This window comes from Pseudonocardia hydrocarbonoxydans, assembly GCF_006539565.1.
Lineage (GTDB): Bacteria > Actinomycetota > Actinomycetes > Mycobacteriales > Pseudonocardiaceae > Pseudonocardia > Pseudonocardia hydrocarbonoxydans.
Genome location: NZ_BJNG01000038.1, coordinates 63,377 through 88,984, shown reverse-complemented (window position 1 = coordinate 88,984; position 25,608 = coordinate 63,377). Strand labels below are relative to the sequence as shown.

Here is a 25,608-nt window from a genome sequence, read left to right as displayed (position 1 = left end):
GCTACCGTCGGCGATCATGTCGAGCTGGTTCCACGAGTACGGGTGGGGTGCGGTGGCTCCCGGGCTCTTCACCGGCGCCTACCCGCAGGACGCGGCCGACGTCGCCGCGCTGCGCGCCGCCGGGGTCGCGACGGTGGTCAACCTGTGCCGTGACGAGGAGTACCGGCCGGGGGCCCGCGCGGCGGTGACGGCGGCCTACGCGGGCGCCGGCGTCGTCGAGCACCGCATGGCCTCGCAGGACTACGGCGGGCTCACCCCCGAGCTGCTCGAGCGCGGCGCCGCCACCGTCGGGGCGGCCCTGGACGCCGGGCAGGCCGTCTACGTGCACTGCCGGGCCGGCTGGCAGCGCTCGGCCACGGTGGCCGCGGCCGCGCTCGTCGCCCGCGACGGGCTGGGGGCCGCCGCCGCGCTCGCCGCCGTCCGGCGCGCCCGCCCCGACGCACGCCCGCTGCCGCACCAGGTGGCCGACCTGCTGGCGTGGGAGGCCGGTAGACAGGGGGCATGAGCCTGCGCTACGACGTCGTCGACGTGTTCACCGACCGCCCCTACGCCGGCAACCCGCTGGCCGTGGTGCACGGCGGCCACGGGCTGAGCACCGCGCAGATGCAGGCGATCGCGGCGGAGTTCCACCTGTCGGAGACGGTGTTCCCGCTGCCGCCCACCGGCGACGCCGACTACCGGGTGCGGATCTTCACCCCGGGCCGGGAGCTGCCCTTCGCCGGGCACCCGAGCGTCGGCGCCGCGTGGGTGCTGGCCCGCGACGGCCTGATCTCCACCGGCGACGTCGTGCAGGAGTGCGGCGCGGGCCTGCTGCCGGTGCGGGTCGACGACTACGGCGCGCAGGTCACCGGCGGGGCACCGGAGATCGGCCCGGCGCTCGACGGGGCCGCGCTCGCCGCGGCGGTCGGGCTCACCGGGTCCGACGTCGACGCGGCCGTGCCGGCCGGGGTGGCCGGTGCCGGGGTGCCCTACGCCTTCCTCGCCGTGCACCCGGACGCGGTGGCCCGCGCGGTGCCCGACCCCGCGGCCGTCCGGGCGCACACCGACGGGCTGGTCGGGCTCGTCGTCGTGGCCTACGACGCCCCGGCCGGTGCCGCGCACATGCGGATGTTCGCCCCGGACGTCGGCGTCGCGGAGGACCCGGCCACCGGCTCGGCGGCCGTGGCGCTGGCGGTCCTCCTGGTCGACCGGGGCGTGCTGTCGCCAGAGGGCCAGACCGGCTTCATCGTGGCGCAGGGCGCGGAGCTGGGCCGCCCGTCGCAGCTCGGGGTGCTGGTGCACGCCGACGCCGGGGCGGCGGTGCGCACCTCGGTCTGGGGCACGGTGACGCCCGTGGCCCGCGGCGAGCTGGTGGCCCTGCCCGACCGCTGACCGGGCGCAGCGGGGGGCCGGGCAGCGGGTGCCCGTCCGGACCGTCGCCGCCGGTGCCACCGCCGGGTGAGAAGCCGGTCACCCCGGGGCGCCGGGCAGCGGCACTCCGTGCCAGCATCGCCTTCCACCCGCCGACGCCGACGAGGAGCCCTCACCGATGACCGACAAGATCCGCCCCCGCCGCTCCTGCCTGGCGGTACCGGGGTCGAGCCAGAAGTTCATCGACAAGGCGCGGACGCTGCCGGCCGACCAGGTGTTCCTCGACCTCGAGGACGCGTGCGCGCCGCTGGCCAAGCCCGGCGCCCGCAAGACCATCGTCTCCGCGCTCAACGAGGGCGGCTGGGGCGAGAAGATCCGCGTCGTCCGCGTGAACGACTGGACCACCGAGTGGACCTACCGCGACGTCACCGAGGTCGTCGAGGGCGCGGGCGCGAACCTCGACGCGATCATGCTGCCGAAGGTCCAGACGGCCGAGCAGGTCGTCGCGCTCGACCTGCTGCTCACCCAGATCGAGAAGTCGATGGGCTACGAGATCGGGAAGATCGGCATCGAGGCGCAGATCGAGAACGCGCTGGGGCTGACCAACGTCAACGCCATCGCGGCGGCCTCGCCGCGCGTCGAGACCATCATCTTCGGCCCGGCCGACTTCATGGCCTCGATCAACATGAAGTCGCTCGTGGTGGGCGAGCAGCCCCCCGGCTACGACGTGGGCGACGCCTACCACCACATCCTCATGAGCATCCTCATGGCGGCGCGGGCCTACGACAAGCAGGCCATCGACGGTCCGTACCTGCAGATCAAGGACGTCGACGGGTACCGCAGGGTGGCCGGTCGCTCCGCCGCGCTCGGCTTCGACGGCAAGTGGGTGCTGCACCCCGGCCAGATCGACGCGGCCAACGAGACCTACAGCCCGCTGCAGAGCGACTACGACCACGCCGAGAACATCCTCGACGCCTACGAGTACTTCACCTCCGAGGCGGGCGGCAAGCGCGGCGCGGCGATGATCGGCGACGAGATGATCGACGAGGCCAGCCGCAAGATGGCCCTGGTGATCTCGGGCAAGGGCCGGGCCGCGGGCATGGAGCGCACCGACCGGTGGACCCCGCCGGAGAGCTGACGCGCGAGATCGACACCATCGGGGTTCCCGACGCCGGGGACCCCGATGACGTCGATCTCACCCGTGTCGGACCGGCCGCCCGTCGAGGAACACCCGGCCGTCGGGGGCGAGGGCGGCGGTGATCCGGGCCCAGGCCGCGGCCCCCGGGTGACGGCCGTCCAGTGCCCCCACCCGCACCGCGAACACCAGGTCGAACGGGGGCTCGTCCGGCTCCCGGACGAAGTCCTCGATCGCCACCTGCCGCACGTCGAGCCGCCCGGCCGCGATCAGGTCCGCGCCCGCGCGGCGGGCGGCGGCGACCGCGGTGGCCGAGCGGTCGATCGCCACCACCCGCCCGTCGACGAGCCGGGCGGCGACGGCCCGGGCCGCCGCGCCCGGGCCGCAGCCGACCTCCAGCACACGGGACGACGGGGTGAGCGGCAGGGCCTCGACGACGGCGGCCAGCCGGGGCGAGAGCGCGGTCACCGGGCCAGGGTAGGTGGGTCGTGGGCAGGTTCACACGGGATGGCCGCGCGGCCCGCGCGGATCGCACGGGATACTTCCCAACCAGTACCCAGCGCCGGGACGACCCGGCGACCGATCGTCCGTCCGGAGGAATGACCCATGGCCAGGCTCGCCCAGACCGCAGGTCTCACCGAGATCCAGCAGGAGATCCTGTCCACCGTCAAGACCTTCGTGGACAAGGAGATCATCCCGCACGCCACGGCCCTGGAGCACGCCGACACCTACCCGCAGGACATCGTCGACGGGATGAAGGAGATGGGACTGTTCGGGCTCACCATCCCCGAGGAGTTCGGCGGGCTCGGCGAGTCGCTGCTGACCTACGCGCTGGTCGTCGAGCAGATCGCCCGCGGCTGGATGAGCGTCTCCGGCGTGATCAACACCCACTTCATCGTGGCGCACATGATCACCCACCACGGCACCGACGAGCAGAAGCAGAAGTACCTGCCGCAGATGGCCCTGGGGGAGACCCGCGGCTCCTTCTCGATGTCCGAGCCCGACCTCGGCTCCGACGTCGCGGCGATCAAGACGAAGGCCGTGCAGGACGGTGACGACTTCGTCATCGACGGCGCCAAGATGTGGCTGACCAACGGCGGCACGTCCACGCTCACCGCGGTGCTGGTGAAGACCGACGAGGGCGCGGAGAAGCCGTACCAGAACCTCACCTGCTTCCTGGTGGAGAAGCCCGTCGGCTACGGCGAGGTGGCGCCCGGGCTGATCGTCCCCGGCAAGATCGACAAGATGGGCTACAAGGGCGTCGACACCACCGAGATGGTGTTCAAGGGCCACCGCGTGCCCGCCGACCGGATCCTGGGCGGCAAGCGGGGCGGCGGCTTCGCCCAGATGATGGACGGTGTCGAGGTCGGCCGGGTCAACGTCGCGGCCCGCGCCTGCGGCATCTCGATCCGCGCGTTCGAGCTCGCCGTCGAGTACGCCCAGCAGCGCTCCACCTTCGGCAAGCCGATCGCGCAGCACCAGGCGATCGCGTTCAAGCTCGCGGAGATGGCCACCAAGGTCGAGGCCGCGCACCTGATGATGGTCAACGCTGCGCGCCTCAAGGACTCCGGCGAGCGCTTCGACGTCGAGTCGGGCATGGCGAAGCTGATCGCGAGCGAGTACTGCGCCGAGGTCACCCAGGAGTCGTTCCGCATCCACGGCGGCTACGGCTACTCCAAGGAGTACGAGATCGAGCGCCTCATGCGCGAGGCGCCGTTCCTGCTCATCGGCGAGGGCACCTCCGAGATCCAGAAGACGATCATCAGCCGGGGCCTGCTGAAGGAGTACAAGCTGCGCTGAGCGGCGGGCGCCGCGGACCGGTCCGGACACGTCACCCACCGGCGCGGCCGCGGGGGGTGTCGACGACGTTCCCGGTGGTGTGATGATGGGCGCGTCCGGCACCACCGTGCAGGTCCGCGCGTTGACCGGTCGTGGACACCTGCCCGTCCACCCAGAGGAGGCCCCCGTGAGTTCCCCCTTCGGCGGGCCCGCGCGCACCGCGCCCGGCCTGCCCAACCTGCCGACCCCGCCCACCGGCTGGCCGGTCGGCTCGTACGCCACCTACGAGGAGGCGCAGCGCGCGGTCGACCATCTCGCCGACTCCGACTTCCCGGTCCGCGACGTCACCATCGTCGGGGTCGACCTGATGCTGGTCGAGCGGGTCATCGGGCGGCTCACCTGGGGCCGCGTCCTGATGTCGGGCGCGGCGTCGGGGGCGTGGTTCGGCCTGTTCGTCGGCCTGCTGCTGAGCCTGTTCAGCGGCACGGAGGGCGGCGGCTTCGGCCCGATCCTGGTCGGTCTGGCCAGCGGTGTGGTGTTCGGCCTGGTGTTCGCGGCCGTCGGGTACGGCGCCTCCCGCGGCCGGCGCGACTTCACCTCCGCGAGCCAGATGGTCGCGGGCCGCTACGACGTCCTGTGCCAGCCCCGCAACGCCGAGAAGGCGCGCGAGCTGCTCGCCAAGCTCGCGATGGGCCCCGCGCAGCAGAGCTGAACGCGCCCGGCCGCACCGGTGGGCCGGGGTCGCACCGGTGCGGCAGGATCGCAGGGGTGAGCCCCAAGCAGCAGCCCGGCCGGATCGACGCCGGCAACGTCTCGCGGTCCTTCGACTCGCACGCGCGCACCTACGACAAGCTCGTCGGCGCGAACCCGGGGTACCACGAGCACCTGCGGCTCTCGGCGAAGCGGATGGGGCTGCCCGGCGGCGGCGCCGGGCTGCGGCTGCTCGACCTCGGGTGCGGCACCGGCGCGTCGACGGCGGCGCTGCTCGACGCGGCCCCCCATGCGCAGATCACGGCCGTCGACGCCTCCGCGGAGATGCTCGCGCAGGCCACCCGCAAGAGCTGGCCGTCGTCGGTGCGGTTCGTGCACGGCAACGCCGAGGAGCTCGACCCGGCGAAGTTCGCCGGGCCCTACGACGGCATCCTCGCCGCCTACCTGCTGCGCAACCTCACCGACCGCAACGCCGCGCTGCGCCGCTTCCGCGGCCTGCTCAAGCCGGGCGCGCCCCTGGCGGTCCACGAGTACTCGGTGCGCGACTCCGCCCGCAGCCGGGCGGTGTGGACGGCGGTCTGCTGGGGCGTGATCATCCCGATGGGCAGGCTGCGCACGGGCTCCGCCGACCTCTACCGCTACCTGTGGCGCAGCGTCCTGGACTTCGACGGGGTCGAGGCCTTCACCGGGCGCATGACGGCCGTGGGCTTCGAGGACGTCCGCGTGCAGACGATGCCGGGCTGGCAGCAGCACATCGTGCACACCTTCCTGGGCCGCAGCCCCGGCGTGCCGCCCGGCACCGACCCCGAGGCGCCGACGCCGCCGGAGGGCCTCGACCTCACGAAGTGAGGTGGATCAGCGGCGGGAGCGCAGCTCGTAGCGGCGCTCGGCGTAGTCCAGGTCGTCGCGCCACAGCCGCTTCGCCACCGTCGCCACCAGCGGGCGCACGGCCGCGGCGACCTTGCGCGAGTGCACGAAGCCGGGCCGGTCGGAGTGGGCGACGACGGCCTCGATCACCGCGGTGCGCGGGCGCCCGTCGGGGCCGGGCCGCAGCGGCGTCGCGTGGGTCTCCACGACCGAGCCCGCGCCCTCCCCGTCGACGATCTCCATCGTGATCGTGCGCGGGTCGGGGCAGGTGAACTCGGCCCGGACCGGCACGCCGAGCCTGCGGGCCAGGGTGAAGGTGACTTCGACGAGGAAGCGGTCCTCGGCGGGCGGGGAGTCGAGCCGTGGGGCCGAGAGCACCCGCAGGTTCGCGAACGAGTACGGGTGGAACCAGGCGCCGTGCCACGGGTCGAGCCGGTTGGCCAGCACGTCCTCCGGTTCGCACCGGCCGATCACGGTGGCGACGGTGGGCAGGCTGCGTGCGGGGTCGGGACGCGGGCCCAGCACCGGCGCCTCGGTGACGGCCTCGCCCGCCGCCTCCAGGCGCACCCAGGCCAGCACGCCGTCGTCGTGGGCGGGGAAGGGGCGCCAGCCGGGCCGGCCCTCGGGGCCGAGCGCGAGCCCGTGCCAGCGGCAGACGACCCGCCCGCCGTGGACGGGGGTGTCGCACAGCGCCGCTCCCAGGTGCGGGCAGGCGCCGGGACCGGCGTGCAGGGTGCCGTCGTCGTCGCGCCACAGGACGACCTCGCGGCCCCCGACGACGCGCCCGAACGTGGTGCCCCGGCGGATCTCCCGGCTGCCGGCCACCACGAACCAGCCCCCGGAGGGCCGGGCCTGCGCGCGGGCCAGCGCGGCGCGGATGACGCCGGGTTTCGCGTCGGCCCACGTGGGTGCCTGTTCGGCCCAGGCCGGGCGGGGGAACAGCCGCAGGGGGTTGACGGGGCGGTCGGAACGGTGCTCGTTCACGCACCCCAGATTAGGACCGCGCCCCGGACGGGGCGCGGCGACCGGTACAGGTCACAGCCAGTGGTTGCGCCGGAACTGTCGGAACAGGAAACCGCAGATCAGCGCGATGGACAGCAGCACGGCCGGATAGCCCAACGGGTGCGAGAGCTCGGGCATGTACTCGAAGTTCATGCCGTAGATGCCCGCGATCATCGTGGGCACGGTGATCAGCGCGGCGTACGAGGTGATCTTCCGCATGTCGTTGTTCTGCTGCATCGTGATCTTCGCCAGCGACGCGTCGACGAGCGTGGTGAGCAGTTCGTTGAAGCCCGCCACCCGCTCCACCACGGTGACGAGGTGGTCGTCGACGTCGCGGAAGTAGGAGCGCACGTCGTGCGGGACCAGGGCGCTGTAGCCCTCGGTGAGCTTGCGCAGCGGCGTGGCCAGCGGCACCACGGCGCGGCGCAGCTCCAGCACCTCGCGCTTCATGACGTAGATCTGCTCGGCGTCCATCGTGGAGCGGGGGGTGAAGACCTGCGCCTCCAGCTCGTCGATGTCGTCCTCGATGGCCTCGGTGACCTCGAGGTAGGTGTCGACGACGCGGTCGGCGATCGCGTGCAGGACCGCGGCCGGGCCCTGCGCGAGCTGCTCCGGGTCGGCCTCCAGCCGGCTGCGGACGTCGCGCAGCGAGGAGTGCTTGCCGTGCCGGACGGTGATCGCGAAGTCGGGTCCGACGAACACCATGACCTCGCCGGTCTCGACGATCTCGTGCTCGGCGGTGGGCTGGCCGTTGCCGATGTAGCAGACGGTCTTGAGCACCATGAACAGCATGTCCTCGTAGCGCTCCAGCTTGGGGCGCTGGTGGGCGTGCACGGCGTCCTCGACGGCGAGCTCGTGCAGCCCGAACACGTCGGCGATGCTGGTGATCTGCTCCTCGTCGGGCTCGTGGAGCCCGATCCAGACGAAGCCCTCCTCGCGCCTGCGGACCTCGGCGAGGGCGCCGTCGTGGGTCCAGCGGCCGGGCAGGCGCTCGCCGTCGACGTACACGGCGCAGTCGACGACGTAGGCGGAGACGGGCACGCGCAGCTTGGGCAGCAGCGGCTCGGAGATGCGGGTGGTGATGCGCGAGGCCGCCCGGATGGCAGGGCGGATCGAGGACAGCGGCGGCACGGGGTACCTCCAGGAGGTTCGGAACGCACGAGTTCACGCCCCGGACCTGCAGGAACCCGCTAGCGGCGGACTCGGTCGGGGGCGCGGCGACTACTACAACCGGGTGCCGTCGGCACCGCGCTCACCTCTCAATCCCTGTGTCGACCATCGCCCCGCTGTGCGCGAGGCCGTTGACTAGATTACTCCTCGGAGACCTACATCGGCTCAGGAGGCGTTGACGTTGCAGTTCGGGCGGTACTACGAGGAGTTCGAGGTCGGTGCGGTGTACAAGCACTGGCCCGGGAAGACGGTCACCGAGTACGACGACCACCTCTTCTGTCTGATCACGATGAACCACCACCCGCTGCACCTCGACGCGCACTTCGCGCAGGAGACCACCGAGTTCGGCAAGAACGTGGTGGTGGGCAACTACATCTACTCGCTGCTGCTGGGGATGTCGGTGCCGGACGTGTCGGGCAAGGCCATCGCCAACCTGGAGGTGGAGTCGCTCAAGCACACGAAGCCGACCTTCCACGGCGACACCATCTACGGCGAGACCGAGGTACTGGACAAGACGCCGTCGAAGTCCAAGGACGACCGCGGCGTCGTCTACGTCGAGACGCGCGGCTACAAGCAGGACGGCACCGTCGTGTGCACGTTCCGGCGCAAGGTGATGATCCCCAAGAGGTCCTACGGCGACGCGCGCGGCGGCGAGCAGGCCGGGCGCCCCGAGCCGCAGGTCTGACGCCGCCCGGGGCGCGCACCCTCAGCGGGGGAGCGCGCCCCAGGCGTCGAGGGTCTCCACGAGCCCGTCGACGAGCGGCAGCGCGGCGAGGTCGGCGGCCGAGCACCAGCGGGCGTCGAGTGCGTCGTCGCCGGCCCGCAGGGCGCCGCCGACGACCGTGCAGGCGTAGTCCGCGATGCCGTACGGCCCCCGCACCACTCGCCCGATCAGGCGACCGGGGGTCACGTGCAGACCGGTCTCCTCGCGCATCTCGCGCACCACCGCGGCCGCGTCGTCCTCCCCGGCCTCGACCCTCCCACCAGGCACGGACCACCGCCCGCGGCCCGGCTCGTTGGCCCGTCGGACCAGCAGCAGGCGGCCGTGGACGTCGTAGACGAGACCCCCGACACAGGGAGTCATATCGTTACGTTCGGTCACAGATGTGCACCGTACTGGCCCGCGTGCCGGATACCCTGGGTCGCGCGGGTGCTGTACAAATCAGTGCGGAAGCGGTCCAACTCCGGCTCGGAACGGTGGTACGGGTGAACGTCAGGAAGATCGTCGGACTGCTCGCGATCGCGTTGCTGATCTTCTTCGTGGTCACCCAGCCGGGCAGCGCTGCGCAGTCGGTCCAGAACATCGGTGGCATCCTCTCCGACGCCGCGAACTCGATCGTCACGTTCTTCACCGAGCTCGTGTAGGCCGTGCTCGCCCCCCGGGAGATCGACGAGTACCTGCTCCCGACGGAGCGGCGGGTCATCCGTGTGCGCCAGCACTGGGCGGTGATGATCAAGCATCTCACCGAGACGGCCCTGTTCCTGCTGCTGCTGGTCATCATCCAGCTGTGGATCGAGCCGAACACCCCCGCCTCGGGCGAGCCGACCTTCGGTGCGGTGCTCGCCGACAACATCACCTTCTACCTCGGTCTGGTCGCGGTCCTGCGGTTCACCGTGCTGACGATCCTGTGGTGGATCGAGCGCATCGTGATCACCGACAAGCGGGTGATGCTGGCCGAGGGGATCATCGTCCACAACGTGAAGATGATGCCGCTGAGCAAGGTCACCGACCTGACGTTCCAGCGCACGCTGGGCGGCCGGATGTTCGGCTACGGCACGATGATCGTCGAGTCGGCCGGGCAGATCCAGGCGCTCAACCGGATCGACTACATGCCGCGCCCGGAGGAGATCTACGAGGCGCTGTCCGAGCTGGTGTTCGGGGAGAAGGGCAAGACGCGCGCCACGGGCATGCTGGCCCGGCCGCGCTGGCGCCGCTGACGTAGCGTGCGGCGTGGCCTCACCCCGGATCGACCTGCACGCGCATACCACCACCTCCGACGGCACCGACACCCCCGCGCAGCTGGTGGCCACCGCCGCCGCGGCGGGCGTCGACGTGCTGGCGATCACCGACCACGACACCACCGCGGGCTGGGACGAGGCGGTCGCCGCGCTCCCGCGCGGCATGCGGCTGGTCCGCGGCGCGGAGTTCTCGTGCGTGAGCCCGACCGGGCGCGACGACCCCGACGTGTCGGTGCACCTGCTGGGTTACCTGTTCGACCCCACGCACTCCGCGATCGTCTCCGAGCAGGCGCGGCTGCGCGAGGAGCGCCACCACCGGCTCGTCGGGATGGTCGGGAAGATGGCCGACGCGGGGTATCCCGTCGACGTCGAGACGGTCTTCGCCTACCTCCCCGAGGGCGCCAGCGCCGGACGGCCGCACCTCGCGCGGGCGCTGGTGGCCGCGGGTGTCGTCGAGAGCGTGAACGAGGCGTTCGCGAAGCTGCTCTACACCGGTAGCCCGTTCTACGTCCCCAAGCGCGACACCGACGTGCGCACGGCTGTGGAGATGGTGCGGGCCGCCGGGGGGGTCGCGGTGTTCGCGCACCCGCTGGCCCGCAGGCGGGGACGGGTGATCGAGCCCTCGGTGCTGGTCGAGCTGGCGGCGGCCGGGCTGGGCGGGGTCGAGGTCGACCACCCCGACCACGCGCCGGAGGACCGCGCGCTGCTGCGCGACCTGGCGGCGGAGCACGGCCTGGTCGCGACGGGCTCCAGCGACTACCACGGCACCAACAAGACCACCCCGATCGCGGCCGAGACCACCGGCGCCGACGCCCTCGACGCGCTGGTCGAGCGGGCCGTGGGCGGCGTCGGGGTGGTCACCGGCTGACCGCTACCGTGGCGCGGTGGCAGTGTGCGCATGAGCTCCGGGCAGCTCGGCTTCGACTTCGTCGCGCCCCGGCTGGTGCGGGTCACCCCCGCCCGGCTCGGCACCTGGCGCGACTGCCCCCGCCGCTACCGGCTGGGCTATCTCGACCGGGCCTCCCGCGGCGGGGGGCGCGCGAGCAGCACGCTGGGCGCGGTGGTGCACCTGGCGCTGCGCGCGTTCTACGGCCTGCCGCCCGCCCGCCGCACCCCGGACGCCGCCGCGGCGTTCGTCGACCGCAACTGGAACGGCGAGGGCTTCCGCGACGCCGCGCAGGAGCAGGTGCACCGCGAGCGGGCCAGGGGCTGGGTGGCCGCCTACGTCACCGACGGGGCGGGCGGGGACCTGGGCGGGGCCGAGCCGCTGGGCGTCGAGCAGTGGGTGTCGGTGTCCACCGAGCGGATCGTCGCCGAGGGCCGGGTCGACCGGATCGACGCGCGCGGCCGTGAGGCGGTGGTCGTCGACTACAAGACCGGGCGCCGCGGTCTGTCCGCCGACGACGCCCGCGACTCCGAGGCGCTCGCGCTCTACGCCGTCGCCACCGCGCGCACGCTGCACCGCGCGTGCACGCGCGTCGAGCTGCACCACCTGCCGACCGGCGAGGTGCACGCCTTCGACCACGACGAGCGGACGCTGCGGGCGGCGCTGGGGCGGGCCGAGGCGACCGCGGCGGAGCTGGCCGGCGCCACCGACGCCCTGGCCGCGGGCGGCGACCCGGAGGCGCTGTTCCCGCCCCGGATCTCGCCGTCCTGCGGCACCTGCGGGGTGCGCCGGCACTGTCCCGAGGGGCGTGCGGCGGTGCCGGAGCCCGCTCCGTGGGACGGGCTGGCGCCGTGAGCGGGGTGCTGCGCCGGGTGTCCGGGGTGTTCGCGGGCGGGCTCGTCGTGCTCGCGGTCGCCCTCGGCGTCGCCTGGGTGATGGCGACCCGCACCGGCGCCCCCGGGCCCGACGGCGCGTTCCTGGCCTGGCACGCGGTGGCCGCGGTCGCCGCCGTCGTGGCCCAGGTACGGGCCGACCGGGCGTCCGACGGCCGCGGCGCCGGTGCCGCCGCCGTCGTGCTGCTGATCAGCGCGGCGGTCCTGGCCGGCCTGTGGCTCGCGTGACGCCCAGGAACGCCGCGCGCAGCGTGGCCAGTCCCGCGGTGGTGGCGATCTCCGGGACGCGCGGGATGCGGTAGAGCCGCTTCGCCCACGGCGGCAGCAGCCCGATCGCGACGGTCGCGACCGCGGTCCAGGCGGGCCGGGCCAGAGCCAGCGACGCGGCCATCTCGCCGAGGGGGCCCACCGGCACCGGCAGCGGGATCCGGCGCGGGATGGGGGCCAGCGCGAGCCGCCGGGCCGCGCGGCGGGCGACGGGGGTCGCCACCAGCTCGGGCCGGACGGCGGCGAAGTAGGCGTCGACCTCGGCGCGGCTCGCCGGCAGGTCGACGGCGCCGAGCAGCGCACCCGCCCGCACCTGCTCGGCCAGGAAGCGGTCCTCCTCGGCGGCGTCGATCAGGCCGAGGCGGCGCACGGCCGCGGAGAACGAGCTCACCTCGGTGACGTGGACCCAGCGCAACAGGTCGGGGTCGGCGGCGGAGTAGGGCAGCCCGGTGACCGGGTCGGTGCCGTGGACGTGGCGGTGGATGCCGCGCACCCGCGCGGCGGCGCGGTCGGCCGTGGCGGTGTCGGCGAAGGCCAGCGTCGTGACGTACTCGGCGGTGCGCTGCAGGCGGGGCCAGAAGTCGTCGGGGAACGACGAGTGCTGGTCGATACCCGCCATCGCGCGCGGGTGCAGGGCCTGCAGGAACAGGGCGCTGAAGCCGCCGATCAGGGCGGCCGGGTCGCCGATGACCCGGCGGGTGGCGCTGCCGGGCGGGAAGTAGCCGGTGTCGGCCGTGGTGCTCACGTACCGAGGCTAGGCAGCGGGGACGAGTGCGGCCACCCGGCCGCCGCGCTGCTCGAGCAGCACGTCCCCGGCGACGGCGAGGGTGACCGGGGCGTCCGGGTCCGGGCGGGACACCGGCAGCAGCCGCCCGGGCGTGCCGCGCTCGGCGTCGACGACCCGCAGGCCCTCGCGCACCGGGACGAGCAGGTCGACGCCGTAGCGGACGGGCGGGCCCAGCGCGTCGGGCAGCGTCCAGAGCAGGGCGAGCTGGGTGGCGTCGAGGGCGACCACCGACGAGCCGGTGAACCAGAAGCGGTGGGTGTCGTCCGCCGACGTGGCGGCGACACCCCCCGGCGGGTCGGCGACCGTGCCCGCCACCTCGCTCACCGACACCTGCACCCCCGCGTCGTCGAGCACGACCAGGCGCGCGGGGTCGGGCAGGGCCACCGCGACCTGCGCGGTCGACACCGCGACCACCACGGCCCCGGTGCCGGGCAGCAGCACGGAGAAGCGCTCCTCCGGCTGCTCGGCGCCGTCCTCGCCGTCCGCGGCCAGGACGGTGAGCCGGTCGGTGGCCTCGCCGGGGCAGCGTTCGAGCACCGCGACCCGGCGCCCGCCCAGTGCCGCGGACCCGTGCGTGCAGTCGGGGCGGGGCTGGCGCCCCACCTGCTCCTGTGCCGGGACGGTGCCGTACTCCAGCGTGCGGACCAGGTCGGAGCGCCACACCTCCAGGCGGTCGGTGCCGGTGGCGAGCACGTAGGTGTCGTCGGCGAGGAGCCGGGTGCCGGGCCGGGAGTCGGGGTTGCGGGCGCCGACCCGTTCGCCGGTGTCGCCGCTGAGCATCGTCAGCTCGGAGCAGTAGGCGCCGTCGCCCGCGCCGGGGTCCTCGACGAGGTCGTCGTTGGCGTAGACGGCCAGCACCCGGCCCTGCTCGATGCCGGGGAACCCGGCTCCGACGGTGCACAGCGGCAGGTCGCGGGTGTAGCTCCAGCGCTCCTCGCCGGTGCGCGGATCGCGGCCGAGGACCGTCGACCCCTCGGCGGTGACGACGGCGGGCCCCGCGACCACCGGTGCCGGCGCACCGGGGCCGGCCGCCTCCCAGGCCGTCGAGAACGCGGCCGGGGCCCCGGACGCCGGGGGCGGGGCCGCGATCGGCTCGTCGGCGGTGCGGGAGGTGGTGCCGGCGATGTCGCTGGTGGCGGCCAGGGCGAGCACCAGCGCGGCGAGCACCACGACGACGACCGCCGCCGCGACGAGGTCGCGGCGGCGGCGGCGTTCGGGTGGTGGCGCGCGGAACATCGGGCGTCGTCCTCTCCGGCCGGACGCCGGGATCAGCTCGCGGCGGCGTCCTCGGAGGCACCGTCCGAGGACGGGCCGTCGTCGGGACGCGTGCCGCCCGCGCTGCGGCCCCGGCCGCCCCGCCGGCGGCGACGGCGCGGACGCCCGTCCTCGCCCTCGGTGCGCGGCCCTGATCCGTTCGGCCCTGATCCGTTGGGCCCGGATCCGTTCGACCCGGGCCCGTTCGGCTCGGCGACCGGGTCGGCCGCCGCGGTGGTGTCCCCGGCGGGAGCGGCCCCGGCGGTGGCGGCCACGGCGGGCGTGTCACCGCCGTCGAGCGAGACGCCCGCCCGGCTGCGCGTGCGCGAGCGCGACCGGCGCGGCCGGCGCTCGGGCAGCACGACGTCCTCGGTGCGCCGGCCGCGGTCGCGGTCGCGTCGGCGGCCGCCGCCCTGGTCGCCCTCGGTGTCGACGTACTCGGCGTCGAGCCCGGCCCGGGTGCGCTGCGAGTGCGGCAGCCGCCCCTTGGCGGTGGTGGGGATGGACAGGTCGGTGAACAGGTGCGGCGAGGTGGAGTAGGTCTCCGGCGCCTCGGGCATGTCGAGGCCCAGGTCGTCGCTGATCGTCTTCCACTTGTGCAGCTCGTCCCAGTCGACGAGCGTGACCGCGACCCCGGTCTTCCCGGCGCGGCCGGTGCGGCCGATCCGGTGGACGTAGGTCTTGGAGTCCTCGGGGCACTGGTAGTTGATGACGTGCGTGACGTCGGAGACGTCGATGCCGCGGGCGGCGACGTCGGTGGCGACCAGCACGTCGACCTTGCCCGAGCGGAACGCGCGCAGCGCCTGCTCGCGGGCGCCCTGGCCCAGGTCGCCGTGCACGGCGGCGGCGGCGAACCCGCGGTCGGCGAGGTCGTCGGCCACGCGCTGCACGGTGCGCTTGGTGCGCGCGAAGATCATCGTGAGCCCGCGCCCCTCGGCCTGCAGCACGCGGGTGAGCAGCTCGACCTTGTCCATCGCGTGGGCGCGGTAGACGTGCTGCGTGGTGTTCTCGTGCGTGGAGCCCGAGTCGGGCTCCTCGGCGCGGATGTGTGTGGGCCGGGTGAGGAACGCCCTGGCCAGCGCGATGATCGGGCCGGGCATGGTGGCCGAGAAGAGCATCGTGTGGCGCTCGTCGGGCAGCATCCGCAGGATCTTCTCGACGTCGGGCAGGAAGCCCAGGTCGAGCATCTCGTCGGCCTCGTCGAGGACGAGCGCCTTGACCCGCCCGAGCACCAGGTGGCGCTGCTCGGCGAGGTCGAGCAGGCGGCCGGGGGTGCCGACCACGACGTCGACGCCCTTGCGCAGCGCGGCCAGCTGGGGCTCGTAGGCGCGCCCGCCGTAGATCGCGGTGACGCGGATGCCGAGGTGCTTGCCGGCGTCGGCCAGGTCGGCGGCCACCTGCACGCACAGCTCACGGGTGGGGACGACGACCAGCGCCTGCGGGACGTCCTTCGTGCGGTCGGCGGCCTCGCCCTCCAGCGTGGCGGCGGGCTGCTCGGCGGGCGGGGTGACGCGCTGCAGCAGCGGCACGCCGAAGCCCAGGGTCTTGCCCATGCCGGTGCGGGCCTGGCCGATGACGTCCTCGCCGGCCAGCGCCAGCGGGAGCGTCAGCTCCTGGATGGCGAAGGTGTGCACGATGCCCGCCTCGGCCAGTGCCTGGACGATCTCGGGGCGTACGCCCAGCGAGGCGAAGGTGGGGGACTCGGGCCGGACGGGGGCGTCGCCGGTGAGCGGCTTCGCCTGCGCTGCGTCCTCGGGGTCGGGGATGATCGCGGGGGTGGAGTTATCGGTGTCGACGGACAGTGTGATCGCCTCTCTCCGCGCACAGGAGCCGGGGCCGGCTCGTCGACCGCGCGGCGCGGGCGCCCGATCCGGGACCTCGCCGTGCGGGAGAGCCGACGAGGCGCTGCACGCACCAGGTCGTTGCGGCCAGACCGTCCTCGGATGCGGGCCGCGGGTAGGCGCGCACCCGTACGGGTGCTGCGCTGGGTCGCATCCTACCCGCCGTGGGCCCCGCGCGTCTGCCCGGCCGCCCGCCCGGCGCGTCCACGGCGGGGTGATGTGTGCCGCTCCGCGGGGGCGGTCCGCCCTCTAGGCTTCCGGCCATGTGCACATCAGGGGTGCCGGCGTGACGGCGGTCGACGGCGACACCGCCGCCGGACGGGCCACGATCGACCTGCTGGGGGTGCTCGCCTACGGGGAGCTCTCGGCGTTCGACCGCCTCGCCGAGGACGCCCGGCACGCCCCGACGCTGAGCGGGCGGGCCGCGCTCTCGTCGATGGCGGCGGCCGAGATCGAGCACTTCCGGATGCTGGAGGAGCACCTGCGCGGCATCGGGGTGCCGATCGAGGACGCGATGGCGCCGTTCATCGACATGTGGGACGCCTACCACGCGTCCACCGCGCCGCGGAGCTGGCTGGAGTCGCTGGTCAAGGCCTACCTCGGCGACGGGCTGGCCGCCGACTTCTACCGCGAGGTCGCGGCCTGGGTGTCGGGTCCGACCGGTGAGCTGGTGCGCCTGGTACTCGCCGACACCGGGCACAGCGCGTTCGCCGAACGCGAGGTCAGGGCGGCGTGCGCGGCGGACCGTCAGCTGCACGACCGCCTGGCCCTGTGGGGTCGGCGGCTGCTCGGCGAGGCCGTCACCCAGGCCCAGCACATCGTGGCCGAGCGCGACGAGCTGGCCGAGTTCATCGTCACCGGCTCGGGCGACCTCGCCGGGATCGGCGCCCTGCTGCGGCGGCTGCAGATCAACCACGGCAAGCGGATGACCAAGCTCGGGCTCTCCTAGTTCGCTCACGGCGCACGCCCGTCCACGCCCGGACGCCCCGGCTCGACTAGCCTGGGCCGCACAGCCACTCACACGACGACCAGGAGGTCCCCGGTGGAGGTCAAGATCGGCATCGCGGAGAGCCAGCGCGAGCTCGTGGTGTCCAGCGACCAGACCCCGGACGAGGTCTCGAAGCTCGTCGACGAGGCGCTCGCCGGCGGCGACGGCCTGCTGCGGCTGGTCGACGAGAAGGGCCGCAAGTACGTGGTCCGGGCGGCGCACATCGCCTACGTGGAGATCGCGCCCGAGGAGGGCCGCCGGGTCGGCTTCGCCATCGGCTGAGCCCTCTCGAACTGCAGGAAGGCCACCTTCACGCCATCTCGCTGCGTGAAGGTGGCCTTCCTGCCATTCCGGGGCTAGAGCGTGTCCCGTGGATCATGGGACGGGGTCGCGTAGCCAGATCCTGATCGAGGCGATGTCGACGGTTCCGCGGTACACGAAGTCGCGTTTGTCGTAGCGGGTCGCGACCGCGCGGAAGCTCTTGAGCTTGTTGATCGCCCGCTCGACTATGTTGCGCTGCTTGTAGGCCTCGGCATCGAACCCGGGTGGTCGCCCGCCCCGGCTGCCCCGCTTGGCCCGGTGACCGGCCTGGTCGGCTGGCTCCGGGATGACCGCCCGGATCCCGCGTCGTCGCAGGTGGGAACGGATCGCCCGGCTGGAATAGGCCTTGTCGCCCAGTACCTGCCCGGGCCGGGTCCGCGGCCGGCCCGGTCCGCGGCGGCCGATCCGGATCCCGGCCATCACCGCGGCGAAGGCCAGCGAATCGTGCCGGTGCCCCGCAGTGGTCACCCGGGAGATCGGCCGACAGCGGGAATCAGCCGCGAGGTGGATCTTGCAGGTCAGCCCGCCCCGGGAGCGCCCCAGCGACTCCCGGCTGGGCCGCGTGGCCCGCGGCCGGCCCGGATTCTTGTCATTCGACATCGCCCCCTGTGTCGACATCGAGCGGGGTGGCGACCTCCACGTCGATGTCGGCGGGCGGGGCGTGCCGGGCGCCGGCGGCGTGTTGATGGCCACGCACCACCCCGGCGTCCACCGCCACCACCCAGCCCGCGCCCTGCTCACCGTCCGCGCCGCGACGCAGCTCGGCCAGCACGCCGGCCCAGGTCCCATCACCCGACCAGCGGCGATGCCGGTTGTAGACGGTCTTCCAGTGCCCATACTCGACGGGCAGATCCCGCCACGGCGACCCGCAACGGGTCCGCCAGAACACCCCGTTGACCACCTGGCGGTGATCAGCCCAGCGGCCCCCACGACGAGGTGCACGACTGGGTAACAGCGGCTCCAGCCGCGCCCATTCCTCGTCGGTCAGATCGTGACGATCAAGCACGACCACGGTCTATCGCATCCCGCACCACTGATCCACGGGACACGCTCTAGTCGTCGAGCGAGGGTTCCTCGACGGCGTACGGGAGCCGGCCCACCCCGGTGACGCGGAAGCGGCCCCACGGGTCCCGGTCGCCGATGCGGGCGTCGGCGCGGCCGCCCCCGGTGCTCAGCTCCAGGCGGCTCGACGCGGCCGTGAGGGCGCCGACCAGCGCGGGCTCGACGCCGGGCTCCAGGGTGAGCCGCCCGAACCAGTGCAGCCGGCCGTCGTGCGGCTCGTGGCGGGCGTCGAGGACGACCGTGACCGGCACGTCGCGCCCGTCGACGGTGAGGGTGGCGGGGCCCCGGTAGCCGTCCTCGTGCTCGTCGCTCATGTGGGTTCTCCCGTTCCGGTGGGGGGCAGCAGGCGCAGCGGCGGGTGCGGCTCGGCGGCGGTGCCGTCGCCCAGCACGCCGGCGACGCCGCCCCAGATCAACGTGGTCAGGTAGTCGGTGACGGCCTCGCGGCTCATCGTCTGGCGCTCCAGCCACCAGTCGCCCGCGCTCTGCACCATGCCGACGAGCCCGATCGCCCAGGCCTCCGCGCCGCCCGGGTCGAGGTCGGCCTCCCGCAGCCGCACGCCGATCAGCGACGAGAGCAGGCTCGCGATGGTCTGCCGGACGTCGTCGACGACCTCCGCGCCCGGCGTGTGCTCGCCCGGGTTGTGCACGACGAAGCGCCACAGCTGCGGCTCGTCCTCGACGCCGGACAGGAAGCCGTCGATGACCCCGCGGATGTGCTCCTTGGGCTCGCGGTTCTTCATCAGCTCCGGCGCGATGCGGGCCATCAGCAGCGCGGCGGCCTCGTGGCCGACGGCGCGGTGCAGGTCGGCGCGGTCGTCGAAGTGCCGGTAGAGCACGGGTTTCGTGATGCCGGCCTCGGCGGCGATGTCGGCGACGGAGACGCCCGGCCCGTGCCGGCGCACGGCGTCCATCGCGGCCTGCACCATCTCGGCGCGGCGCTGCGCGCGGCGGGCCTGGCGATCGGTCGGCTTGACAGGAGGCTCCACTGGAGGCACGGTACCAGAGGTAACAGTTACCGCCGGTAACAGTGTCGGGAGGAATGCCGGATGACCGCAGGATTCGCGAGTCGGGTGGGTGACCGCGAGGCCACCGCCACGCGGCTGCTCAAGTCGTCGCTCGACCACTCCTACGAGCCCAGCATCGACATCGACTGGGACGCCCCGCTCGTCGACGGGCTGTGGGGCGTGCCCGAGCACCGGGTGTCGCTCTACGGCACCGAGCTGTGGGACACGCTCTCCGAGGAGCAGCGGCGCACGCTGTCGATCCACGAGCTGTGCAGCGTGGCGCGCATCGGGCTGTGGTTCGAGATGATCCTCATGCAGATGCTGCTGCGGTACTCCTACGACCGCGACCCGCGCAGCAACCACATCCAGTACGCGCTCGTCGAGATCGCCGACGAGTGCCGACACTCGATCATGTTCGCCAAGATGAACGCGCACTGCGAGGTGCCCGACTACCGCCCGCGCCGCCTCACCCACGAGCTCGGCCGCCTGTTCAAGGCCGTCGCGAGCGGGCCGGCGATGTTCGCGGGCACGCTGTTCGTCGAGGAGATCCTCGACCAGATGCAGCGCGAGGCGATGCGCGACGAGACCGTGCAGCCGCTCACCCGCATGGTCAACAAGATCCACGTGACGGAGGAGGCCCGGCACGTCCGCTACGCCCGCGAGGAGCTGGTCCGGCTGATGCCCAGGACCAACGCGGCCGAGCGCGCGCTGGCCAACTACCTCACCGCCCGGATCGCCTACGTCGTGGCGAAGAACCTGATCCACCGCGACGTCTACGCCTCGGTCGGCATCGACCCCGCCGTGGGGTTCCGCGCGGCGCAGGCCAACCCGCATCATCACGAGATGCTCCGGTGGTCGGCCCGCAAGCTGGTGCCGTTCCTGCGCGAGCAGAAGCTCGTCGGCGGGCCCACCGAGATCCTCTGGCGGAAGGCGCACCTGATCTGATGCTCACCACCACCGACGGGGTCCCCCTGCACGTCGAGGTGGACGGACCCGACACCGCCCCGGTCACCGTCGTGCTCGCCCACGGCTGGACGCTCGACTCGTCCACCTGGGCGCCGGTGTCGGCCGCACTGTCCGGGCCGGGCGCGCGGGTCGTCCGCTACGACCACCGCGGTCACGGCCGCTCCGGCGTCGCCGACCCGGCCTCGCTCACCCTCGACCAGCTCGCCGACGATCTCGCGCTGCTGATCGCGCGGACCGCGCCGACCGGCCCGCTGGTGCTCGCCGGGCACTCGATGGGCGGCATGACGCTCATGGCGCTGGCCGACCGGCACCCCGACGTCGTGGCGCGGGCGGCCGGGGTCGCGCTGGTCGCGACGGCGGCCGGCGGGCTGGCGGACACCTCGTTCGGGCTGCCCCGGCAGACGGTCCCGGTCGTCAGGGCGGTGGAGGACCGGCTGTTCGCCTCGCGGCGCTGGGCCGCGGGGTCGCGGCTGGGCAGCCCACGGGCGATCGCCCCGGCCGCGAGGTGGCTGCTGCTCGGGCCGGACGCCGACCGGCACGCCGTGCGGACCACCGTGCGGTCGCTGGCCGCGTGCCGGCCGCTGACGCTGTCGGGCTTCCGGCCCACCCTCGCCGCGCACGAGCGCGAGACCGCGCTGGCCGCGTTCGCCGGGATCCCGACGGTCGTGCTCGCCGGGTCGCGCGACCGGCTCACCCCGGTCGCGGCGTCGCGCCGGATCCGGGCCGCGCTGCCCTCGGCCTCGCTCACGATCTTCCCGGAGGCCGGGCACATGCTGCCGCTGGAGCGGGTGGCCGGGGTGTCCGGGCGGCTCGGGGCGCTGGTCCGCGGGGCCCGGGCGGTCCGGTCCCCGGCCGCCTGAGGCGCTACCGCGGATCGGTGACGAACACGTCCGCCAGCGCCGGGTTGTAGGCGTGCACCAGGATCCCGAAGATGATCACGTCGAAGGTCAGGTGGACGGTGACCACGTAGGGCAGCGAGCGGGTGCGCTGGAAGATGTAGCCCTGCAGCAGCGCGAAGGGCACCGTGAGCAGCGGGCCCCAGCCGCGGTAGCCCAGCTCCCACAGGAACGACACGAACACCACGGCCTGCAGCAGGTTGGCCTGCCAGAACGGGAAGTGCCTGCGCAGCAGGGCGAACACCGTGCAGACGAAGAACAGCTCGTCCCACAGCCCCACCGCGTTGACACCGACGAACAGCCGCGCGATCTCGTCCGGCCCGGTGATCTCGGGCCAGTTCAGGTAGGCGCCCGAACCGAGGAAGTACACCGGCAGGATCAGGTAGCCGCCGACGACGACCAGCGCGAGGTAGCCGAACTCGAACCGGCTCCACCGGTTGCCCGTGCCGACCGGGAACTTGATCACGTCCTCGCGGTAGACCCACCGGGAGATCGCGTAGGGCACGGCGACCGCCGCCGTCAGGGTGACGGTGAAGCGGAGCATCCCGGCGTCGCTGAGGTCGGCCTCCAGCGACATCGAGCTGATGATCACCAGGCCGGCCGCGATCAGCAGCAGGTGCCGCAGCAGCGCCCGGTCCACGGCCGCGGCGACGACCAGGCCTGCGGCGAGCACCGCGTAGCCGACCGGGCGGTCCTGCAGGCCGAACAGGAACACGGCCGAGACCGACACCAGCGCTGCGGCGAGCGGGCGCACGAGGTCGCGGCGGGCCGTCAGGTTGCTCGGTTCCGTGGCCACGCCGTCACGGGTTGATCAGGGGAAACCCGGCCAGGCCGCGCCAGGCCAGGCCGGTGGCCAGCTCGACGGCCTCGTCGCGCGGCACGGTCTTGCCCGAGTCGAGCCAGTACTGGGCGGTGACCTGACTCAGGCCCACCACGCCGACGGCGAGGAGCCGGGCCCGGGGGCCGTCGAGGCCGGCGTCGGTGGTGACGGCCTCGGCGATGAGCTCGATGCAGCGGGTCGACGCGCCCTCCACGACGGCGGCCGCCTCCGGCTCGCCGCGCAGGTCGGACTCGAAGATCAGCCGGCTGCCCTCGTCGGCGACGAAGTCGAAGTAGGCGGCCACCGCGGCGCGGGCGCGGTCGTGGTTGTCGCCCGGACGGCTCAGCGCGTCGCGGACGCGGTCGACCAGCTCGTCGGCGTAGGTCGTCAGCAGTGCCCGGTAGAGCTCCATCTTGCCGGGGAAGTGCTGGTAGAGCACCGGCTTGCTGACGCCCGCCTTCTCGGCGATGTCGTCCATCGCGGCGGAGTGGTAGCCCTGCGCGGCGAACACGTCGCGCGCGGCGACGAGCAGCTGGGCGCGGCGGGCGCTGCGGGAGAGACGCGCCCCGCGGTGGGGGGGCGCGGTGGCCTCGGTCATCGGCCCGGAGAGTGGGTCATGGGCGGCGGCCTTCCGATCGCGTGCACGCCCCGGTCCGGGGCGAGTGCACACCTTACCCGCTGGTAGCCCCGATCGGGTGGCCCTCGTCGTCCGCGTCGTGCCGGGGGAGTGCGCGCAGCGCCGCGACCAGCAGGGCGACGCCTGCGGGGACCGCCCCCGCCGCGGCCGGCGCCGGCGTGCCGAGCGCGGCCGCCGTGGCGCCGAGCGCGGCGGCGGCCAGTGTCACGGCGACCGCGACCCGTCGCCTGCGGGTGCCCGGGAGCGGGGCCGTCGAGAGCTCCAGCCAGCCGCGGGCGACGCCGTCCCAGGCCACGCACCACACGCCCGCGCCGCGCCCGGCCGCGCGGCCCGCGGCCTCGGTGGGGGCCACGCCGTGGGCGGCCAGCCAGTCGGGCGGCCCGGCCAGCGCGGCGTGCGCGACGACGCGGTCCGGCCCGGCCAGCTCGGAGACGACCCCGCGCAGCCCGGTGGCGGCATCGCCGTCGGGGTCGGAGACGCCGGGCAGCACGGAGTGCCGCGCCCGGGCAGCGGCGACCACGGCCCGGCCGACCGGCGCCGTCCCGCCCGCGGCGACGTGCAGCGCACCGGCGGTCCGCAGTACGTCGGGGCCGTGCGCGGCGGCCACGACGACCCGCGGCGGCCCGGCGCCGAGCCGGGGGAGCAGCAGCAGGGCGCACGGGCTGCCGGCCACCAGCACGGCGACGGCCGAGCCCACCCCGTCGGCGAGGTCGCCCGCTCCGAACCGGAAGCCCAGTGCCACCACCGCGACGACGGGGACGAGCCCGGCCAGCACCCGCACGCCGGGCACCGGGGGCCCGTCGTCCCGCAGGGGCAGCAGGGCGGCGAGTACCGCGGCGGCGTCGAGGGCCAGCACCGGTGACCCGGCGGGCTGGGTCATACCGGGCTCCCCGGCCCCGCCCACCAGCAACGCCGCCACCGACCAGCCCAGCGCGGCCAGTGCGCCGGCCGCGGTGAGCGCCACCGCGGGGTCGGCGGGTGCCGACCGACGCCGCAGGGCCCCGAGCAGCCCGTGCAGCACCACGGCCACGGTGAGGGCGAGCGCGACCCACTGCCAGTACCGGAACTGCCACGGCGGCACCGCCGAGAGGGCGACCACCGCCGCCGTCGCGACGCCCGGGGCGAACCGCACGTCAGCCGACGTCGACGGTGAACTCGGCGGTGCGGACGACCCCGCCGTGGCGGAAGTCGAGGAACAGCCGGTACCCGCCCGCCGAGGGCACCTCGGCGACGAACGGGACGCCCGGCCCGGAGCGGTCGGTCGCGGCGGGGGCCGGGGCGTCGGGGTGGACGTGCACGTAGGCGAGGTCGCTGCGGCGGATCGCGACGAGATGGCCGAACGCGCCGAGGTGGGGTTCCAGGTCGGTGACCGGCGCCCCGTCGAGGCTGACGGTGGCGAACACCGCCGACTCCGTGCCGGGGACGAGGTCGCCGTCGAGCCGCACCTGGTAGCGGTCGACCCCGGCGACCCGGGACGGCGTGGACGGGAGGGGGGTGAAGTCGCCGGGGGCGAACAGGTCGGTGCCCAGCACGAGCGGGGGCCCGCCGACCGGGGTGAAGTCGGCGTAGACCCGGTAGACCCCGCCCGCGGGCAGTGTGAGCGGCACCCGCCACACGCCGCCGGGGCCCAGCTCGGGGTGCAGGTGCTGGAAGCCGGCGGCGTCGCGGCGCACGACGACCAGGTGCAGGGGCCGGTCGTGCGCGACGTCGAACGCGGTGACCGGCGCGCCGTCCGGCCCGGTGACGGTGAACGCGTACCCGCCCGGCTCGCCCGGGGTGAGCGTGTCGGTCGCCGGGACGAGGGTGTAGCCGGCGGAGGTGGCGGCCAGGCCGTCGGTGGCGGCCGGACGGCCGTCGGTGGCGTGGCCGGCGGCGGTGTGGCCGGTGCCCGGAACGGTGGCGGGGGGCTCACCGACCGCGGAACCCACGCCGAAGGCGACCCCGAAGGCGACCGCGAGCACGGTGGCGTAGCCGCCGAGCCGGACCACGGTCGTCATGCCCGGTACAACGCGCGACCGCCACGGTGGTGGCGGCCGGGTCTTGACAACTGAGGCCCCGGTCACGTTACCTGTGGTAACAGTAACCGCCGGTAACGCCCAACGGAGGGTCCGGACATGAAGGTCACCGACCGCGAGTCCGTCGCCGAGCGGCTGCTCCGCTCGTCGCTGGAGCACTCCTACGAGCCGTCGATCGACGTCGACTGGGACGCCGACCTCGTCGCGGGCCTCTACGGCCTGAGTCCCGAGCGCTGCTCCCTCTACGGCACCGACCTGTGGGAGGGGCTCACCGAGGAGCAGCGGGTGACGCTGTCGATCCACGAGATCTGCAGCATCGCGCAGGTCGGGCTGTGGTTCGAGATGATCCTCATGCAGATGCTGCTGCGGTACTCCTACGACCGCGACCCGCGCACCGGGCACGTCCAGTACGCCCTCACCGAGATCGCCGACGAGTGCCGGCACTCGATCATGTTCGCGAAGCTCGCCGCCCGCTTCGACGTGCCCGACTACCGGCCCGGGCCGCTCGTGCACGCCCTGGGCGGGCTGTTCGCGGCCACCGCCGGCGGCGCGGCGATGTTCGCCAGCGTGCTGGTGGCCGAGGAGACCCTCGACCAGTTCCAGCGCGAGTCGATGCGCGACGAGCGGGTGCAGCCGCTGAGCCGCATGGTCAACCGGATCCACGTGACGGAGGAGGCCCGGCACGTCCGCTGGGCGCGGGAGGAGCTGGCCCGGCTGATGCCGCGGCTCACCGCCCACCAGCGCCGCGTCGCGCGGACGCTGACGCCGGTGGTCTCGTTCGTCGTCATCCGGAGCCTGATCCACCCCTCGGTCTACGCGAGCGTCGGGCTCGACCCGGCCACCGCGCGGCGGGCGGCGCTGGCCAACCCGCACCACCGGGAGTCGATCGCCTGGTCCGCGCGCAAGCTCATGCCGTTCCTGCGCGAGGTCGGCATCGTGGGCGGGCCGCTCACCCGGTTGTGGCGGTATGCCAATCTGACCACCCGGACGGACTAG

At 74.1% G+C, this 25,608-nt stretch carries 30 protein-coding genes and 1 pseudogene; 17 read left to right on the top strand and 14 right to left on the bottom strand.

Annotated features, from left to right (window positions below; all coding sequences use genetic code 11):
• The first annotated feature begins 16 nt into the window (after positions 1-16).
• The 3 genes from PHY01_RS21125 (at position 17) to PHY01_RS21115 (ending at position 2,488) form a co-directional block, all read left to right on the top strand.
• Positions 17-505 (top strand): dual specificity protein phosphatase family protein, encoded by a 489-nt coding sequence (locus tag PHY01_RS21125; protein WP_141281073.1) that lies wholly within the window; start codon positions 17-19, stop codon positions 503-505.
• Positions 502-1,371 carry a PhzF family phenazine biosynthesis protein gene (locus PHY01_RS21120; protein ID WP_141281071.1) on the top strand — a complete coding sequence of 290 codons (870 nt, stop codon included), beginning with the start codon at positions 502-504 and terminating at the stop codon, positions 1,369-1,371. The genes PHY01_RS21125 and PHY01_RS21120 overlap by 4 nt, the downstream gene beginning before the upstream one ends.
• Positions 1,372-1,528: 157 nt before the next feature.
• A complete protein-coding gene (locus PHY01_RS21115; protein WP_141281069.1) occupies positions 1,529-2,488 on the top strand; it encodes an HpcH/HpaI aldolase/citrate lyase family protein in 960 nt (319 codons plus the stop codon).
• 57 nt (positions 2,489-2,545) lie between these two features.
• Here PHY01_RS21115 and PHY01_RS21110 read toward each other — a convergent pair whose 3' ends face one another.
• Positions 2,546-2,953, bottom strand: coding sequence for a methyltransferase domain-containing protein (locus PHY01_RS21110; protein ID WP_141281067.1), 408 nt, complete (start codon positions 2,951-2,953; stop codon positions 2,546-2,548).
• A gap of 138 nt (positions 2,954-3,091) precedes the next feature.
• Between PHY01_RS21110 and PHY01_RS21105 the strand changes: the two genes are divergently transcribed.
• The 3 genes from PHY01_RS21105 (at position 3,092) to PHY01_RS21095 (ending at position 5,824) form a co-directional block, all read left to right on the top strand.
• The gene (locus PHY01_RS21105; RefSeq protein WP_141281065.1) at positions 3,092-4,285 is read left to right on the top strand and encodes an acyl-CoA dehydrogenase family protein; all 1,194 of its coding nucleotides are present in this window, start codon (positions 3,092-3,094) and stop codon (positions 4,283-4,285) included.
• Between the two features lie 166 nt (positions 4,286-4,451).
• On the top strand, positions 4,452-4,976 hold the full coding sequence (locus PHY01_RS21100) for a YflT domain-containing protein (protein ID WP_141281063.1): 525 nt from the start codon (positions 4,452-4,454) through the stop codon (positions 4,974-4,976).
• 56 nt (positions 4,977-5,032) lie between these two features.
• Positions 5,033-5,824, top strand: coding sequence for a class I SAM-dependent methyltransferase (locus tag PHY01_RS21095; protein WP_246086043.1), 792 nt, complete (start codon positions 5,033-5,035; stop codon positions 5,822-5,824).
• A gap of 6 nt (positions 5,825-5,830) precedes the next feature.
• Here the strand turns inward: PHY01_RS21095 and PHY01_RS21090 are convergent, their stop codons facing one another.
• Positions 5,831-6,826, bottom strand: a complete 996-nt coding sequence (locus PHY01_RS21090; RefSeq protein WP_141281062.1) for a Rieske (2Fe-2S) protein — start codon at positions 6,824-6,826, stop codon at positions 5,831-5,833.
• Between the two features lie 51 nt (positions 6,827-6,877).
• Entirely contained in the window at positions 6,878-7,945 is a 1,068-nt protein-coding gene (gene corA / locus PHY01_RS21085; protein ID WP_370467406.1) for a magnesium/cobalt transporter CorA, read from the bottom strand.
• Between the two features lie 250 nt (positions 7,946-8,195).
• On the opposite strand from corA, the gene PHY01_RS21080 reads away from it, so the two are divergent.
• Positions 8,196-8,699 (top strand): MaoC family dehydratase, encoded by a 504-nt coding sequence (locus PHY01_RS21080; protein ID WP_141281147.1) that lies wholly within the window; start codon positions 8,196-8,198, stop codon positions 8,697-8,699.
• Between the two features lie 21 nt (positions 8,700-8,720).
• On the opposite strand, the gene PHY01_RS21075 is transcribed toward PHY01_RS21080, so the two are convergent.
• Positions 8,721-9,098, bottom strand: coding sequence for an NUDIX hydrolase (locus tag PHY01_RS21075; protein ID WP_141281058.1), 378 nt, complete (start codon positions 9,096-9,098; stop codon positions 8,721-8,723).
• A gap of 122 nt (positions 9,099-9,220) precedes the next feature.
• Between PHY01_RS21075 and PHY01_RS26665 the strand changes: the two genes are divergently transcribed.
• Genes PHY01_RS26665 through PHY01_RS21055 form a run of 5 tightly spaced genes read left to right on the top strand, consistent with a single transcriptional unit; the run spans position 9,221 to position 11,980 of the window.
• Complete coding sequence (locus tag PHY01_RS26665) at positions 9,221-9,379, top strand: hypothetical protein (RefSeq protein ID WP_170183908.1); 159 nt, start codon at positions 9,221-9,223, stop codon at positions 9,377-9,379.
• Between the two features lie 3 nt (positions 9,380-9,382).
• Positions 9,383-9,952, top strand: a complete 570-nt coding sequence (locus tag PHY01_RS21070; protein WP_141281056.1) for a PH domain-containing protein — start codon at positions 9,383-9,385, stop codon at positions 9,950-9,952.
• 13 nt (positions 9,953-9,965) lie between these two features.
• Entirely contained in the window at positions 9,966-10,841 is an 876-nt protein-coding gene (locus PHY01_RS21065; protein ID WP_141281054.1) for a PHP domain-containing protein, read from the top strand.
• A gap of 30 nt (positions 10,842-10,871) precedes the next feature.
• Positions 10,872-11,714, top strand: a complete 843-nt coding sequence (locus PHY01_RS21060; protein ID WP_141281052.1) for a RecB family exonuclease — start codon at positions 10,872-10,874, stop codon at positions 11,712-11,714.
• Positions 11,711-11,980 carry a hypothetical protein gene (locus PHY01_RS21055; RefSeq protein WP_141281050.1) on the top strand — a complete coding sequence of 90 codons (270 nt, stop codon included), beginning with the start codon at positions 11,711-11,713 and terminating at the stop codon, positions 11,978-11,980. Before PHY01_RS21060 ends, PHY01_RS21055 begins: the two co-directional genes overlap by 4 nt.
• Here the strand turns inward: PHY01_RS21055 and PHY01_RS21050 are convergent.
• Genes PHY01_RS21050 through PHY01_RS21040 form a run of 3 tightly spaced genes read right to left on the bottom strand, consistent with a single transcriptional unit; the run spans position 11,943 to position 15,826 of the window.
• A complete protein-coding gene (locus PHY01_RS21050) occupies positions 11,943-12,764 on the bottom strand; it encodes an oxygenase MpaB family protein (protein ID WP_141281048.1) in 822 nt (273 codons plus the stop codon). The two genes, PHY01_RS21055 and PHY01_RS21050, sit on opposite strands and share 38 nt — an antisense overlap.
• 9 nt (positions 12,765-12,773) lie before the next feature.
• Positions 12,774-14,042, bottom strand: a complete 1,269-nt coding sequence (locus PHY01_RS21045) for an Rv3212 family protein (RefSeq protein WP_141281046.1) — start codon at positions 14,040-14,042, stop codon at positions 12,774-12,776.
• 32 nt (positions 14,043-14,074) lie between these two features.
• Positions 14,075-15,826 (bottom strand): DEAD/DEAH box helicase, encoded by a 1,752-nt coding sequence (locus PHY01_RS21040; protein ID WP_373865365.1) that lies wholly within the window; start codon positions 15,824-15,826, stop codon positions 14,075-14,077.
• A 346-nt stretch (positions 15,827-16,172) separates the two neighbouring features.
• Between PHY01_RS21040 and PHY01_RS21035 the strand changes: the two genes are divergently transcribed.
• Positions 16,173-16,850: a ferritin-like fold-containing protein gene (locus tag PHY01_RS21035; RefSeq protein WP_370467408.1), complete on the top strand. Its 678-nt coding sequence runs from the start codon at positions 16,173-16,175 to the stop codon at positions 16,848-16,850.
• Between the two features lie 93 nt (positions 16,851-16,943).
• The gene (locus tag PHY01_RS21030) at positions 16,944-17,171 is read left to right on the top strand and encodes a DUF3107 domain-containing protein (protein WP_141281042.1); all 228 of its coding nucleotides are present in this window, start codon (positions 16,944-16,946) and stop codon (positions 17,169-17,171) included.
• A gap of 93 nt (positions 17,172-17,264) precedes the next feature.
• Here the strand turns inward: PHY01_RS21030 and PHY01_RS21025 are convergent.
• From PHY01_RS21025 to PHY01_RS21015, 3 genes and pseudogenes are all read right to left on the bottom strand, one after another.
• A pseudogene (locus tag PHY01_RS21025) lies at positions 17,265-18,216 on the bottom strand (IS5 family transposase).
• Positions 18,217-18,262: 46 nt separating this feature from the next.
• Positions 18,263-18,586, bottom strand: a complete 324-nt coding sequence (locus PHY01_RS21020) for a DUF4873 domain-containing protein (RefSeq protein ID WP_141281040.1) — start codon at positions 18,584-18,586, stop codon at positions 18,263-18,265.
• Complete coding sequence (locus PHY01_RS21015; RefSeq protein WP_246086041.1) at positions 18,583-19,260, bottom strand: TetR/AcrR family transcriptional regulator; 678 nt, start codon at positions 19,258-19,260, stop codon at positions 18,583-18,585. Before PHY01_RS21015 ends, PHY01_RS21020 begins: the two co-directional genes overlap by 4 nt.
• A gap of 60 nt (positions 19,261-19,320) precedes the next feature.
• Here PHY01_RS21015 and PHY01_RS21010 point away from each other — a divergent pair, with 60 nt between their 5' ends.
• Together PHY01_RS21010 and PHY01_RS21005 are read left to right on the top strand one after the other, a co-directional pair.
• Positions 19,321-20,223 (top strand): AurF N-oxygenase family protein, encoded by a 903-nt coding sequence (locus PHY01_RS21010; protein ID WP_141281038.1) that lies wholly within the window; start codon positions 19,321-19,323, stop codon positions 20,221-20,223.
• Positions 20,223-21,104: an alpha/beta fold hydrolase gene (locus tag PHY01_RS21005; protein WP_141281036.1), complete on the top strand. Its 882-nt coding sequence runs from the start codon at positions 20,223-20,225 to the stop codon at positions 21,102-21,104. Before PHY01_RS21010 ends, PHY01_RS21005 begins: the two co-directional genes overlap by 1 nt.
• 4 nt (positions 21,105-21,108) lie before the next feature.
• Here PHY01_RS21005 and PHY01_RS21000 read toward each other — a convergent pair whose 3' ends face one another.
• The 4 genes from PHY01_RS21000 to PHY01_RS20985 form a co-directional block, all read right to left on the bottom strand.
• Positions 21,109-21,936, bottom strand: coding sequence for a CPBP family intramembrane glutamic endopeptidase (locus PHY01_RS21000; RefSeq protein ID WP_141281034.1), 828 nt, complete (start codon positions 21,934-21,936; stop codon positions 21,109-21,111).
• Between the two features lie 4 nt (positions 21,937-21,940).
• Positions 21,941-22,558 carry a TetR/AcrR family transcriptional regulator gene (locus PHY01_RS20995; RefSeq protein WP_141281032.1) on the bottom strand — a complete coding sequence of 206 codons (618 nt, stop codon included), beginning with the start codon at positions 22,556-22,558 and terminating at the stop codon, positions 21,941-21,943.
• A gap of 73 nt (positions 22,559-22,631) precedes the next feature.
• A complete protein-coding gene (locus PHY01_RS20990) occupies positions 22,632-23,729 on the bottom strand; it encodes a hypothetical protein (RefSeq protein WP_141281030.1) in 1,098 nt (365 codons plus the stop codon).
• 1 nt (position 23,730) lies between these two features.
• The gene (locus PHY01_RS20985) at positions 23,731-24,594 is read right to left on the bottom strand and encodes a DUF8832 domain-containing protein (protein WP_141281028.1); all 864 of its coding nucleotides are present in this window, start codon (positions 24,592-24,594) and stop codon (positions 23,731-23,733) included.
• 117 nt (positions 24,595-24,711) lie between these two features.
• On the opposite strand from PHY01_RS20985, the gene PHY01_RS20980 reads away from it, so the two are divergent.
• Positions 24,712-25,608 (top strand): AurF N-oxygenase family protein, encoded by an 897-nt coding sequence (locus tag PHY01_RS20980; protein ID WP_141281026.1) that lies wholly within the window; start codon positions 24,712-24,714, stop codon positions 25,606-25,608.

Bases quoted from the DNA above. Each gene is read 5' to 3' on its own strand.
- PHY01_RS21125 (WP_141281073.1), top strand. From the start codon at position 17: ATGTCGAGCTGGTTCCACGAGTACGGGTGGGGTGCGGTGGCTCCCGGG.
- PHY01_RS21120 (WP_141281071.1), top strand. From the start codon at position 502: ATGAGCCTGCGCTACGACGTCGTCGACGTGTTCACCGACCGCCCCTAC.
- PHY01_RS21115 (WP_141281069.1), top strand. From the start codon at position 1,529: ATGACCGACAAGATCCGCCCCCGCCGCTCCTGCCTGGCGGTACCGGGG.
- PHY01_RS21105 (WP_141281065.1), top strand. From the start codon at position 3,092: ATGGCCAGGCTCGCCCAGACCGCAGGTCTCACCGAGATCCAGCAGGAG.
- PHY01_RS21075 (WP_141281058.1), bottom strand. From the start codon at position 9,098: ATGACTCCCTGTGTCGGGGGTCTCGTCTACGACGTCCACGGCCGCCTG.
- PHY01_RS21060 (WP_141281052.1), top strand. From the start codon at position 10,872: ATGAGCTCCGGGCAGCTCGGCTTCGACTTCGTCGCGCCCCGGCTGGTG.
- PHY01_RS21045 (WP_141281046.1), bottom strand. From the start codon at position 14,042: ATGTTCCGCGCGCCACCACCCGAACGCCGCCGCCGCCGCGACCTCGTC.
- PHY01_RS21020 (WP_141281040.1), bottom strand. From the start codon at position 18,586: ATGAGCGACGAGCACGAGGACGGCTACCGGGGCCCCGCCACCCTCACC.
- PHY01_RS21010 (WP_141281038.1), top strand. From the start codon at position 19,321: ATGACCGCAGGATTCGCGAGTCGGGTGGGTGACCGCGAGGCCACCGCC.
- PHY01_RS21005 (WP_141281036.1), top strand. From the start codon at position 20,223: ATGCTCACCACCACCGACGGGGTCCCCCTGCACGTCGAGGTGGACGGA.
- PHY01_RS20995 (WP_141281032.1), bottom strand. From the start codon at position 22,558: ATGACCGAGGCCACCGCGCCCCCCCACCGCGGGGCGCGTCTCTCCCGC.
- PHY01_RS20985 (WP_141281028.1), bottom strand. From the start codon at position 24,594: ATGACGACCGTGGTCCGGCTCGGCGGCTACGCCACCGTGCTCGCGGTC.
- PHY01_RS20980 (WP_141281026.1), top strand. From the start codon at position 24,712: ATGAAGGTCACCGACCGCGAGTCCGTCGCCGAGCGGCTGCTCCGCTCG.